A 12,678-nucleotide genomic window follows, 5' to 3' on the forward strand; every position below is an offset into this window, starting at 1 on the left:
AGATCGCGTACGGACAGCAGCGGCTCGGGCGGGGCCGGGTCCGGCCCGGTGCGGTCGGGCCGCGCGGTGGTGTCCGGGGGGCGTGCCTCTACGGTCATCGGGACGCCTCCGGGGCGGTCAGGGCGGTCGGGGCGCCGGGCACGGCGCCCGGCACGGCGTCGGCCCCCGCGAAATGGCATGCGGCGGTGCGCCCGCCGATCCCGTACGGCCGCAGCTCGGGGCGCTCGGTGGCACAGCGGCGCCGCTGCTCCGGGGTGGCCGCGGCGGCGAGGTGGCAGCGTGGGGCGAACGCGCAGCCCGGGGCGGGCGCGAGCAGGGAGGGCGGGGAGCCGGGGATGGCCCGCAGGGGCTCGTCGTCGGCGTCGTCCAGCCTTGGCAGCGAGTCGAGCAGGCCCCGGGTGTACGGGTGCGCGGGGTCGGCGAACAGCTCGTCGACCCCGGCCTGTTCGGCGGCCCGGCCGCCGTACATGACCAGCACCTCGTGGGCGACGCGGGCGACCACCCCCAGGTCGTGGGTGATCATCACGACGCCGAGGCCGCGCTCCTGCTGGAGCCGGGCGATGAGCTCCAGGATCTGCGCCTGGACGGTCACGTCGAGTGCCGTGGTGGGCTCGTCGGCGATCAGCAGATCGGGTTCGCAGGCCAGCGCCATGGCGATCATCGCGCGCTGGCGCATGCCGCCGGAGAACTGGTGCGGGTACTCCCCCGCCCGGCGGGCCGGCTCCGGGATGCCGACCTCGCCGAGCATGTCGACCGCGCGCCGGCGGGCAGCGGCCCGGCCGGCCTTGAAGTGCACGCGGACGTGCTCGGCGATCTGCTCGCCGATGGTGTAGTAGGGATGCAGGCTGGACAGCGGGTCCTGGAAGATCATGGCCATCTTCCGGCCGCGCAGCCGGGACAGCTCCTTCTCGGACATCCCGGTGAGCTCCTGCCCGGCCAGGGCGATGGAGCCGCCGATCTCGGCGCCCCGGTGCAGGCCCATGACGGCGAGCGAGGTGACCGACTTGCCGGACCCGGACTCGCCGACGATGCCGAGGGTCCGCCCGGCCTCCACCGTGAAGCCGAGCGCGTCGACGGCCCGTACGGGGCCGCGCGGGGTGGTGAACGTGACGCGCAGGTCGCGCACTTCGAGCAGGGCGGCCATCAGTACCTCACCCTCGGGTCGATGACGGCGTACAGGACGTCGACGACGAGATTGGCGACGACGATGAAGAAGGCGGCGAGCAGTGTGACCCCGAGGACCACCGGCTGGTCCGAGCTGACCAGGGCTCCGTAGAACAGCCGCCCGATGCCCGGGAGTCCGAAGATGGACTCGGTGATGACGGCGCCGGCGAGCAGCCCGCCGAGGTCCATGCCGAAGATGGTGAGGATCGGGGTCATCCCGGAGCGCAGGCCGTGTTTGACGACGACCGTGCGCTCGGGCATGCCCTTGGCGCGGGCGGTACGGATATACGGCTCGGCCATGGCCTCGATCATGGAGCCGCGGCTCTGTCGGGCGTACATGGCCGCGTAGAGCAGGGCGAGCGCGGTCCAGGGCAGCAGCAGGTTGGCCGCCCAGGCGAGCGGGTCGTCGGTGAAGGCCTGGTAGGTGGGGTAGGGCAGGAGCCCGGCGACCCGGATGACTCCGTAGATGAGCATGACGGAGGTGAAGTAGACCGGCAGCGAGGCGGCGGCGACCGCGCCGACCATCAGGGCCTTGTCGGTGGCGGTGTCCTTGCGCAGGGCCGCGGTGACCCCGGCGCCGAGGCCGAGGACGAGCCACAGCGCGGCGGCGCCGACGGCGAGTGAGGCGGAGACCGGGAGCCGGTCCATCAGCAGGTCCCACACGGGCAGGGAGTTCTCGTACGAGTAGCCCAGGCAGGGGAAGTCGCACTGGACGGCGTACTGGCCGGTGCCGAGGGTGCGGCCGGTGAAGATCCCGGTGAGGAAGTCGGCGAACTGCCGCCACACCGGCTGGTCCAGGCCGAGGTACTCCCGTACGTCGGCCAGCCGTTCGGCGCTGCAGGTCTTGCCGCAGGCGGCCGCGGCCGGGTCGGAGGGCAGGACGTAGAAGATGAGGAAGGTGACGGCGGCGATGGCGAGCAGGACGCCCGCGAGGGCGAGCAGCCGGCGCGCGAGGTAGAGGATCACGTGCGGCCGCCCCTCGGGTCGAGGATGTCGCGCAGGGCGTCGCCGAGCAGGGTGAAGGCGAGTACCGCGAGGAAGAGGAAGGTGCTCGGGATGACGAAGTACATGGGGTCGGTCTCGTAGAAGGCGACGGACTCGGCGATCATCTGGCCCCAGGACGGGGTGGGCGGGCGCACGCCCACGCCGAGGTAGCTCAGCGCGGCCTCGGTGCTGATCATGCCGGGGATGAGCAGGGTGGTGTAGGCGATGACCGGGCCCAAGACGCCCGGGAGGATGTCGCGGGTCAGGATCCGCCAGGCGCTCGAGCCGCCGACGCGGGCGGCGTCGACGTACTCGCGGTGTTTGAGGGAGAGGGTCTGGCCGCGGACGACGCGGGCGACGCCGGGCCAGCCGAAGACGCCGATGACGGCGGTCATCAGCACGATCCGGTTGACGTCCTTGGCCACCGACAGCATCGCGATCATGAAGATGAGGCTGGGGAAGGACATGGTCAGGTCCATCAGCCGGGACAGGACGGCGTCGGTGCGGCCGCCGAAGTAGCCGGCGACGATTCCGGCTGCGGTGCCGGTGACCACGACGATGGCGGTGGCGGCGAAGGCGATGAGGAGGGAGACCTGGGCGCCGTGGACGACGCGGGCGAACAGGTCGCGGCCGGTGACGGGTTCGACGCCGAGCCAGTGCTCGGGGCTGATCCCGCCGAGGGAACCGAGGGGCTGGCCGCCGAGGTAGGGGTCGATGGCGGACTTGTCGAACTCCTCGGGGGACCAGCCGCCGAGCGCGCCCAGCCAGGGGGCGGTGACGGCCATCAGGACGAAGAGGAGGACGACGCAGAGGCTGACGCGGACGGCGGGGCGGCGGCGCAGCTCCCGCCGGGCGAGCTGCCAGGGGCTGCTGCCGGTGGCTGCTGCCCCGGGTCCGTCCTGGGTGGCGCCGGGGGTCGGCGCCCCGTCCGGAACCGGAGCCGGGGCCGCCTGGCCGCCGGCGCCGGGTGCGGTGGTGGTCATGGTGTAGGGGGCTCCGTATTCCTCAGCCCTGGCTCTTCGAGGGGTCCTTGAGGCCGACCGTGCCGTAGTCGACGGTGCCGGTCCACACGGGGTGGCCGTAGGCACCCGCGATGTTGGGGCCGACGAGCAGCGGCTTGCGCTCCAGCAGGACCGGGATCGACGGGGACTTCTTCATGATCTCCGCGTCCAGGTCGATCCAGGCCTGGTTGGCCTGCTTGGCGTCGGCCATGGCGTTGATCTCGTCGATCCGCTTGATGGTGGCCTCGTCGCGGAACTGGCTGTAGTTGCCCTGGTTGCCCTTGTCCTTGATGGTGCGTCCGTCGAAGACGAAGGGGATCCAGGTGGAGCCGGAGGGGTAGTCGGGGCACCAGCCCGTGTACGTCATGTCGGGGGTGGTGGAGAGGTCGCCGATGACGTCGTAGTAGGCGCCGGGGTCGACGGTGTCGATGACGACCTCGATGCCGGCGCGGGACAGGCCCTGCTGGATGGCCTCCGCCTTGCCCTTGTCGCCGGTGGAGACCGCGAGGGAGACCTTCAGGTGCTCCTTGCCGGCGGCCTTGAGCAGTTCCTTGGCCTTGGCCGGGTCGCCCGCCGGGGGGATCTTCAGGGTGTCGGCCTGCTTGCCGCCGGAGAGGGCGGGGGGCAGGTAGGCGGTGGCGACCTCGTTGAGGGCGGGGCCGCCGCCCGCGGTGACCACGGCCTCCTTGTCGACGGCGTACTGGAGGGCCTCGCGGACCTTCGGGTCGTTGAAGGGGGCGCGGGAGTTGTTCAGGTGGAGCATGACCGTACAGCCCTGGGACTCGGCGAGCAGGCGCGCCTTGATCTCCGGCTTCGGCAGCACCTTCGGGGCGCTCTCGGGGCGCATGTTGAAGTACTCGACGGCGGAGGCATCGGCGCCCTCGCCGGCGATGATGCGGTCGTCGACCTGGCCGCCCTTGAGGCCCATGACCACGACGAACTTGTCGGGGTAGGCCTTGCGCACGGGGTCGGTCTTCGCGTCCCAGTGCTCGTTGCGGACGAGCACCAGCTTCTTGTCGCGGTCGTACGACTCGATCTTGTACGGGCCGGAGGAGAACGGGCGGGAGTCGTACTGGGTGCCCTTCTCCTGGGACTGCGGGACGGGCGCGAAGGTGGGCAGGGTCGCGGTCGCGGAGAACTCGGCGACCGGCCGCTTGAGTTCGAAGACGATGGTGCGGTCGTCGGGCGTCTTGACGGAGTCGAGGTGCTGCCCCTGGAGCGGACCCTTGTAGCCCTCGGTGCCGGCCAGGTACTGGGCGGCGTAGTCGGGGCCGCCGGTGAGGTCGGGGGCGAAGGAGCGCTCGACGTTGTACTTGACGTCCTGCGCCTTGATCGGCGAGCCGTCCTCGTACTTCACGCCCTCCTTGAGGGTGAAGGTCCAGGTCTTCCCGCCGTTGGAAGGGGTGCCGAGGTCGGTGGCGAGGTCGGGGACGAGCTCGCTGCCGGCCTTGCCGGGCTCGGCCTTGAAGGTGACGAGCGTGCGGTAGAGGAGGCGGGTGCCGAAGTCCATGGCCGGCATGACCCAGTTGCGCGCGGGGTCGAGGTGGGCGAAGTCCTGGTTGGACAGGACCGTGAGGGTGCCGCCCTTGACCGGCGTGCCGCCGAGTATCTTGCCGTCGTTGGCGGCGGCGGGGTTGCCCGCGCCGGCGCTGGTGGAGCCCTTCTTGGGGTCGGAGCAGCCCGAGGCGCCGAGTGCGAGTGCCGCCACCAGAGCGGTGGCGAGGGCGAGTTGGGTGCGCTTGGTCATGGGTCACTCCAGTGAAGGGCCGCGCTCTATGATGTGACCGGTAACATAGTAATGTGAAATTGTACTGACAAGGGGTTGGTGCCGCCGTTATCCAGCCGTGTCCAAACCTGGCCCGTTGAAGGCGAGTTGAGGCTCCGGGGCAGCCGCACTGCGGCGACCGCCCCGGCGGGGGATCAGCTCAACGCGGCGAACCGACCAGGGCCTTCTGTGCGTTCCGGGCCGGGCGGAAGTGACTGTTCGTCACGCAGCCCAGGTTCTGGTAGATGTTGGCGTTCGTCTGCGGGTCCTGGCCGGCCCAGTGGTACTGGCAGGCCCCCTGGATGTACCTGCCCTGGATCCCGCCGGGGAAGTCGATCTCCTTGTTCCACAGGTACTGCGAGTAGATGCCGGTCTGCCGCGCGGTGGCGTTCACGTCGATCCCGCCGGGAGCCTGGATCGCGTACACCCAGCCGTCTCTCCCGCCCCCCGTGGCGAACCCCTGCGCCACCCACCGCTCACAACTGGTGCTCACGTGCGCAGTGTTCTGCCCGCCGCCTCCGATGATCCACTTCGACAGCGGGGTGAGGTCCGTACCCAGCGGGGTGAAGCCGCTCCGGAAGATCGCCTCCGGGTCCGGCCGGGTGTCCCCCCGCCACAGCGTGTTGACGTCGTGACGCCAGTACCAGTCCTCGCGCAACGAGGCGAGGTCCACCTGCGTCCGGATCGATTGATCCGTCGCGGTCTGCGCCCACTCCGACGCACGGTAGGCACCGGTCGGACCGCAGGGGTCGGTGTTGCGGATCTGCTCCGGGGTGCCCGGGTACGGGTCCGCCGCGGCGCCGGCGGGTGAGCCGAACGCCAACGAGACGGTGACCAGGGCCGTGGCGGAAGCGATCCGAAGTGCAGTCTTCAACATGGTCGGGACAACCCATCACTCGGTGCACATGACCCAGTGTTCGTAGACGGATTCCGGGCGGAACCGGCCGCCGTTCGCCACAGTCACTCGTAGGCGCCGCGAGGTCCACCCGCCCGGCGCAGGCCCACCATCCCCGACCCGCCCCCTGGCCCCGGCCCCGCGGACCTCTGCGCTGACACCCCCTAGACGCCCGACCCGAGGCCTCCCGGGGTGCGGCCGACCGGCTCGTCGCGGCCCTGGGCCCAGAGGGAGCGGACGTGGCCGAGGTGGCGGACCATGCAGGCCTCCGCCGCCTCCGCGTCCCCGCTGAGCATCAGGTCCAGCAGCTCGATGTGCTCCTCGGCGGAGGAGACCAGCTTTCCGGCCTCGTCCAGGCCCGTCAGCCCGTACAGCCGCGACCGCTTGCGCAGATCGCCGACCGTCTCGACCAGGCGGTCGTTGCCCGCCAGGGCCAGCAGGGAGAGGTGGAAGCGGCGGTCCGCCTCCAGGTAGCCGATGAGGTTGTGCTCGCGGGCGCTGGTGACGATCTCCTGCGCGATGGGCCGCAGTGCCTCCAGCTGCTCCGCCGTGGCGATCTTCGTGATCCGGCCGATGGTCGGTACCTCGATCATCGTGCGCAGTTCGGTGTACTGGTCCAGATCGCGCTCGCTGACTTCGGTGATCCGGAAGCCCTTGTTGCGGACCGGTTCCACCAGGCCCTCGCGGGCCAGGTCGAGCATCGCCTCGCGGACGGGCGTGGCGGAGACCCCGAGTTCGGCGGCCAGGCCGGGCGCCGAGTAGACGCTGCCGGGGCGCAGTTCGCCCGCTATCAGGGCTGCTCGAAGGGCGTGGCCGACCTGGTCGCGGAGCCGTTCCTGAGCCTTGATGAGGCTGTGCTGCTTCAGGTCACCCATTGCTTTTCCTCCGAACACCTTTGCACCACCGAGCGCAGAGGAACAGCGTACAATGTCACGTTGCGCTTGTTCCCCGAGCGGTGGTGGCTCCCGCGGCGCGGTACATCGCCACCGCCACAGCGAGATCTTCCCAGGCCATGCCCACGCTCTTGAAGAGCTGTGGACAACCCGGCGGTCCCGCCGCCGGCATCCGGCCCGTCACCAGGTCGGCGAGGGTGCCGCTGATATGACCGGGCCCGATCGCCCCCTCCGCCTCCGGCACCAGCAGGTCCCCCGCCTCGCGCAGCGCCGCCGCCCGCGATTCCACGTACACGGCGGCCCGCCGCACCAGGGCGGTGTCGGTCTCCCGGGCGTCCGGCTCGTGCGAGCCGACGGCCACGACCGTCGCGCCCGGGGCCACCAGCCGCCCGTCGAAGAGGGGTTCCCGGGCCGTGGTGCAGCACAGCACCAGGTCCGCGTCGGCCACGTCCGCCGGGGTGCCCGTCCGGGCCGGGATCCCCAAGGAGCGGGCGTACGCCGCCAGCTTCTCCGCGGCCACGGGGTTGCGGGCGACGACCACGGCCTGCGCGGGCTCCCGTACGTCCCGCACCGCTTCGAGATGGCCGTACGCCTGCGGACCGGCGCCGAACAGCACCAGCCGCGGGGCCCGCCCGGCCGGCGTCAGGTACCGCAGGGCGAGTGCCGAGACCGCCGGGGTGCGCAGGGCGGTCAGCGCCGCGCCGTCGAACAGCGCGAGCGGGCGCAGCGTCGGGCCGTCCAGCAGGAGGTAGGAGCCGGTGATCCGGGGCAGGCCGAGGGCCGGATTGCCGGGCGCCACACCGGCGATCTTCACTCCCGCGTACGCCCCCGCCGCGGCCGGCATCAGCAGCAGCTCGCCGCCCGGCACGGGCAGGGCCGTGCGCTGCGGGCAGGCCTCCGGGTCCAGCCCGGCCCGCAGTACGTCGGCCAGCGCGTCGGCGGCTGCGGCCGGGGTGAGCAGCGCGGCCGTCTCCTCGGCCTCGAACTGCGGGATCACAGGAGGAATCCGGCGCCGAGGGCGTCCTGCGGGTCGACTACGAAGGCGTGCTCGCCGGTGCGGTACGCCGTGCCGGTGACCTCCGTGACGAGGCCGCCGCCCGGTGCGACGGCGCCGCCGTGCACCACCCGGCCGGTGAACACCGTGCCCACCACCGACTCGTGGAGCAGGTCCTCGCCCGCCCCGAGCCGCCCGTCCTCCGCGAGCAGCGCCAGCCGCGCCGAGGTCCCCGAGCCGCAGGGAGAGCGGTCGATCTGCCCGTCGGCGAACACGGTGACATTGCGCTGGTGCGGCCCGAAGGGAGTGCCGGGCAGTTCCTCGTGGAGGATCACCCCGTAGACCCCGGAGAGCAGCGGCCCGCCGGGGTGCCAGGTCCCGGGGTGGGCGGCCAGGGCGGCGCGGATCTCCTGTCCGGCCCGGACGAGTTCGGGCAGCGCGGCCCGGGAGACGTCCAGGCCGAGGTCCCGGGCGGCGGTGGACGCGTAGCAGGCGCCGGCGTGCGCGATGTCCACCTCCGCCATGCCCAGGGTGGTCGCCACCGGGACCTTGCGGGCGGCGACCCGGGCCGGGACGTTGCGGAAGGTGACCCCTGTGGTGCGGCCGCCGCTGCGGTGCACGGTCGCGGCGACCCGCCCCGACGGCACGTCGATCCGCACCTGTGCGTCCCCGTCGTCCGGGGCGGGGACGCGGCCGGTGTCCACGGCCCAGGCGCCGAGCGCCATCGTGCCGTGGCCGCAGGCGGTGGAGTAGCCGTCCTTGTGCCAGAACAGCACGCCGAAGTGGGCGCCGTCGTCGTCCGGGGGCACGACGAACCCGCCGTACATTCCGGCGTGCCCGCGCGGCTCCTGCACGAGGAGCCGCCGTACGTCGTCCAGCGGGCTCCGGCGCGGGGCCGTCCCGGAGCCGCCGGGGCCGATGGCGGTGGCGCAGCGCTCGGCGACGGTGTCCCCCGGTACGGGCGGCAGGCCTGCGGAGGCGACGTCGACGATCCGGAAGGGCTCCCCGGCCGTGTGGTAGTCCACGGTGCGTACGGCGGTCACAGGAGGAACCCTTCGGGGAAGGGGTCGGACGGGTCGAGGAAGTACTGGGCGGTGCCGGTGATCCACGCCCGCCCGGTGACGGTGGGGACGACGGCGGGGAGCCCGCCCACCATGGTCTCGCCGACCAGCCGGCCGGTGAACTCGGTGCCGATGAAGGACTCGTTGACGAAGTCCGCGCCGAGCTCGAGGAGGCCGCGGGCGTGCAGCTGGGCCATGCGTGCGCTGGTCCCCGTGCCGCAGGGCGAGCGGTCGAACCAGCCCGGGTGGATGGCCATGGCGTGCCGGGAGCGGCGGGCGTCGGAGCCGGGGGCGGCGAGGTAGACGTGCTTGACCCCGCCGATGGAGGGGTTCTCGGGGTGGACGGGCCGGTCGCCGGAGGCGTTGATCGCGTCCATGACGGCGAGTCCGGCAGCGAGCAGGTCGTCCTTGCGGTCCCGGTCGAAGGGGAGCCCGAGGGAGTCGAGTTCGACGAAGGCGTAGAAGTTGCCGCCGTAGGCGAGGTCGTAGGTGACCGTGCCGTACCCGGGGACCTCTGTCTTCAGGTCGAGACCGACGCAGAAGGAGGGGACGTTGGTGAGGGTGACGGCGGTGGCGGCCCCGTCCTCGACGCGGACGTCGACGCTCACCAGTCCGGCCGGGGTGTCGAGCCGGACGGTGGTGACCGGCTCGACGGCCTCCACCATGCCCGTCTCGACCAGGACGGTGGCGACCCCGATGGTCCCGTGCCCGCACATGGGGAGCAGGCCCGACACCTCGATGTAGAGCACGCCGAAGTCGGCGTCGGGCCGGGTGGGGGGCTGGAGGATGGCGCCGCTCATCGCGGAGTGGCCGCGCGGCTCGTACATGAGCAGGGTCCGGACGTGGTCCGTGTGCTCGATGAAGTGGAGCCGCTTCTCGGCCATGGTGGCGCCGGGAATCACCCCGACGCCTCCGGTGATCACCCGGGTCGGCATGCCCTCGGTGTGCGAGTCCACCGCGTGGTAGATGTGGCGCGTACGCATGGAGTCCCCCGGCTGGTTAGTTGAGGCCCTCGGCGAGGGCCTTCTCGGTCGCGGCGCGGACGGCCGCCTCGGTCTCCCCGGTGAGGGGGAAGCGCGGCGGGCGGGTGGCGCCGCCGGGGCGTCCCGCGAGGTCCATGGAGAGCTTGATGGCCTGGACGAACTCGGTCTTGGAGTCCCAGCGCAGCAGCGAGTGCAGGGACTTGTAGAGCGGCAGCGCGGTGGCGAGGTCGCCGGCGACGGCGGCCCGGTAGAGCTCGGCGCAGGAGCGCGGCAGGGCGTTGGGATAGCCGGCGATCCAGCCGACGGCGCCGGCGAGGGCGAGTTCGAGGAGGACGTCGTCGGCGCCGATGAGCAGGTCGAGGCCGGGGGCGAGTTCGGCGATCTCGTAGGCGCGGCGGACGTCCCCGCTGAACTCCTTGACGGCGACGATCGAGCCGTCCGCGTGCAGCCGGGACAGCAGGGCTGGGGTCAGGTCCACCTTGGTGTCGATGGGGTTGTTGTACGCGACGACGGGCAGGCCGGCGCGGGCGACCTCGGCGTAGTGGGCGCGTACGGTCTGCTCGTCGGCCCGGAAGGCGTTGGGAGGCAGCAGGAGCACGGAGCCGGCCCCGGCCTCGGCGGCCTGGTCGGCCCAGCGGCGGGCCTCGGCGCTGCCGTACGCGGCGACGCCGGGCATGACGCGGGCGCCGTCACCGCCGGCCGCTTCGACGGCGGTGCGGACGACGCGGGCGCGCTCCTCGTGGTTAAGGGTCTGGTACTCCCCGAGGGAGCCGTTGGGGACCACGCCGTCGCAGCCGTTCTCGATCAGCCAGGCCACGTGCTCGGCGTAGGCGTCGTAGTCGACTGTGAGGTCCTCGCGCAGGGGCAGCGCGGTGGCGACCATGATGCCGTGCCAGGGGCGGGTGCGGGGCGGGGTGGGCGCGGGGGTGTGCGCGTGGGTCATGAGAGAGCTCCCTAGAGTGGTGTGTGACATTTTACTAGTGGGTGCAAGGCGGCCACAAGGGCCCTGACCCGGCGGATCAGCCTTCCGCCGGGGGCAGTTCGGCGAGGTGGCGCAGCGGGACCGGACAGGACAGGGGCCGCCGGTCGGGCTTGGCGCCCTGGGATGGGGCGGCCTCCCCGGCGAGGGCTGCCACGGCCGGTCCGCACATGCGGCCCTGACACCAGCCCATGCCGCAGCGGGTGAGGAGTTTGACCGTACGGGCGTCCCGTGCGCCGAGGTCGGCGACGGCCTCGCGGATCCGGCCGGCCCGGACCTCCTCGCAGCGGCACACGTCGGTGTCGTCCCGGAGCCAGCCGGTCCAGCCGGACCCCGGGCGGTGGGCGGCGCCCATCGCGTCGGCGAAGGCGCGCAGCCGCGCGCGGCGGCGGGCCAGGGTGGCGGGGGCGGGCCGGCCTGCGATCGCGTGGGCGGCGATCTCCCCTTCGAGCAGGGCCAGTTGGGCGCCGCCGATACCGCCGGTCTCACCGGCGGACCAGATTCCGGGGACGGAGGTCCGCTGTTCGGCGTCCAGCGCCAGGGCGACGGCGGCGTCGGCGCCGGCGCGGGTGGCGCAGCCCAGGCCGGTCGCCAGCTCCAGCTGGGGGACGAGCCCGTGGCCGACGGCGAGGGCGTCGCAGGGGATCCGGCGGGCGGTGCCGGGCACGGGCCGCCAGTCCCGGTCCAGGCGGGCCACGGTGACGGCCTCGACCCGGTCGGTGCCGTGGGCCTCGGTCACGGCGTGCCGGGCGAGCAGGCGGATGTGGCGGTGGAGCAGGGCGCTGCCGTACGTGGCGGCCTCGGCGAGCTTGCCGGGGTTGCGCAGCAGGGCGGGGACGTGGCCGGCGTACCCGGTGTACGCGGCGGCTTCGACGACGGCCGGCACCCGGGCCCCGGCGGCGGCGAGGGACCCGGCGACGGCGAGCAGCAGCGGCCCGCTCCCGGCGACGACGATCCGCTTGCCCGGCAGCACGAGCCCGCTCTTGAGCATGGCCTGCGCCCCGCCGGCCCCGACCACCCCGGGCAGGGTCCAGCCGGGGAAGGGCAGTTGCCGCTCGTAGGAGCCGGTGGCGAGGAGTACGGCCCGGGCGTGCAGGGTCGCGGCCGCCTCCTCGGGGCCGGCGACGGCGTGCAGCGTCCAGGCGCCGCCGTCCGGGACCACGGTCCAGACGTGGTGGCCCGGCAGGTACGTGATCCGCCCGGCCGATACGTGGGCGCGCAGGGCGGCTTCGCGCGAGGCGAAGGCGGCCCACCCGTGGTGCAGGGCTTCGGGGCGGTCCGCCCCGAGCCCGGGTGCGGGGTGGCGGTAGTACTGGCCGCCGGGGCGCTCCCCCGCGTCCAGGAGGGTGACCCGCAGGCCGAGGCCCGCGGCCGTGACGGCGGCGGCGAGCCCGGCGGGGCCCGCGCCGACGATCGCGAGATCGGACACGGAGAAGCCGGGCACTGCCGGGCCGGGGGCTGCGGAGCCGGGGGCTGCCGGGCCGGGCACTGCCGGGCCGGGCACTGCCGGGCCGGGCGCTGCGGAGCCGGGGGCTGCCGGGCCGGGCACTGCGGGGTCAGAAGCCGAGCTCGGCATGGCCGGTTCCTTCCTGAGTGGTGACGGTGTCCCCGGGGCGGGCGGGGACGAGGCAGGCGCGCTGGTTCGGGCGGCCGTTGACGGTGACGAGGCAGTCGTAGCAGCTGCCGATCCCGCAGAACGCCCCGCGCGGGGCGCCGCCTTCGCGGGTGGTCCGCCAGGCGAGGATTCCGGCGCCCCACAGCACGGCGGCGATGCTCTGCCCCGCCTGCGCGGTCAGCTCCCGCCCGTCGAAGCGCAGGACGTACGTCGCCGCCGGGGCTCCGCCGACGAGGGTGCGGGGGGTCTGGGTCATCGGCCGTTCTCCTTGGGCGTGCGTGCGCGGGTCGGTGGGCCGGGACCGGGTTCCGCTGCGCGGAGCCCCCTCCCCGCCCCGCCCCTTC

General features: G+C 73.3%; 12 protein-coding genes. All 12 read right to left on the reverse strand.

What is annotated here, in order from left to right:
- Positions 1-94 precede the first annotated feature (94 nt).
- The 12 genes from AB0I68_RS13795 to AB0I68_RS13850 all read right to left on the reverse strand — a co-directional run bounded on the left by AB0I68_RS13795 (position 95) and on the right by AB0I68_RS13850 (position 12,590).
- Complete coding sequence (locus AB0I68_RS13795; RefSeq protein WP_363177460.1) at positions 95-1,144, reverse strand: ABC transporter ATP-binding protein; 1,050 nt, start codon at positions 1,142-1,144, stop codon at positions 95-97.
- Positions 1,144-2,130: an ABC transporter permease gene (locus AB0I68_RS13800; protein WP_363177461.1), complete on the reverse strand. Its 987-nt coding sequence runs from the start codon at positions 2,128-2,130 to the stop codon at positions 1,144-1,146. Before AB0I68_RS13800 ends, AB0I68_RS13795 begins: the two co-directional genes overlap by 1 nt.
- Positions 2,127-3,131, reverse strand: a complete 1,005-nt coding sequence (locus AB0I68_RS13805; RefSeq protein ID WP_363177462.1) for an ABC transporter permease — start codon at positions 3,129-3,131, stop codon at positions 2,127-2,129. The genes AB0I68_RS13800 and AB0I68_RS13805 overlap by 4 nt, the downstream gene beginning before the upstream one ends.
- Positions 3,132-3,153: 22 nt before the next feature.
- Entirely contained in the window at positions 3,154-4,896 is a 1,743-nt protein-coding gene (locus tag AB0I68_RS13810) for an ABC transporter substrate-binding protein (RefSeq protein WP_363177463.1), read from the reverse strand.
- A gap of 178 nt (positions 4,897-5,074) precedes the next feature.
- Positions 5,075-5,791 (reverse strand): hypothetical protein, encoded by a 717-nt coding sequence (locus AB0I68_RS13815; RefSeq protein WP_363177464.1) that lies wholly within the window; start codon positions 5,789-5,791, stop codon positions 5,075-5,077.
- A 182-nt stretch (positions 5,792-5,973) separates the two neighbouring features.
- A complete protein-coding gene (locus tag AB0I68_RS13820; protein ID WP_363177465.1) occupies positions 5,974-6,684 on the reverse strand; it encodes a GntR family transcriptional regulator in 711 nt (236 codons plus the stop codon).
- A 55-nt stretch (positions 6,685-6,739) separates the two neighbouring features.
- The gene (locus AB0I68_RS13825) at positions 6,740-7,699 is read right to left on the reverse strand and encodes an ornithine cyclodeaminase family protein (protein ID WP_363177466.1); all 960 of its coding nucleotides are present in this window, start codon (positions 7,697-7,699) and stop codon (positions 6,740-6,742) included.
- Positions 7,696-8,739 carry a proline racemase family protein gene (locus AB0I68_RS13830; RefSeq protein WP_363177468.1) on the reverse strand — a complete coding sequence of 348 codons (1,044 nt, stop codon included), beginning with the start codon at positions 8,737-8,739 and terminating at the stop codon, positions 7,696-7,698. Before AB0I68_RS13830 ends, AB0I68_RS13825 begins: the two co-directional genes overlap by 4 nt.
- Complete coding sequence (locus AB0I68_RS13835; protein WP_363177469.1) at positions 8,736-9,740, reverse strand: proline racemase family protein; 1,005 nt, start codon at positions 9,738-9,740, stop codon at positions 8,736-8,738. The genes AB0I68_RS13830 and AB0I68_RS13835 overlap by 4 nt, the downstream gene beginning before the upstream one ends.
- A gap of 16 nt (positions 9,741-9,756) precedes the next feature.
- Positions 9,757-10,683: a dihydrodipicolinate synthase family protein gene (locus AB0I68_RS13840; protein ID WP_363177470.1), complete on the reverse strand. Its 927-nt coding sequence runs from the start codon at positions 10,681-10,683 to the stop codon at positions 9,757-9,759.
- Positions 10,684-10,759: 76 nt separating this feature from the next.
- A complete protein-coding gene (locus AB0I68_RS13845; protein ID WP_363177471.1) occupies positions 10,760-12,148 on the reverse strand; it encodes an FAD-dependent oxidoreductase in 1,389 nt (462 codons plus the stop codon).
- Between the two features lie 127 nt (positions 12,149-12,275).
- Positions 12,276-12,590 (reverse strand): (2Fe-2S)-binding protein, encoded by a 315-nt coding sequence (locus AB0I68_RS13850; RefSeq protein WP_363177472.1) that lies wholly within the window; start codon positions 12,588-12,590, stop codon positions 12,276-12,278.
- Between the last annotated feature and the right edge of the window lie 88 nt (positions 12,591-12,678).

Origin of the sequence: Streptomyces sp. NPDC050448 (genome assembly GCF_040655295.1) — a bacterium.
In the GTDB taxonomy this organism is placed as follows: domain Bacteria; phylum Actinomycetota; class Actinomycetes; order Streptomycetales; family Streptomycetaceae; genus Streptomyces.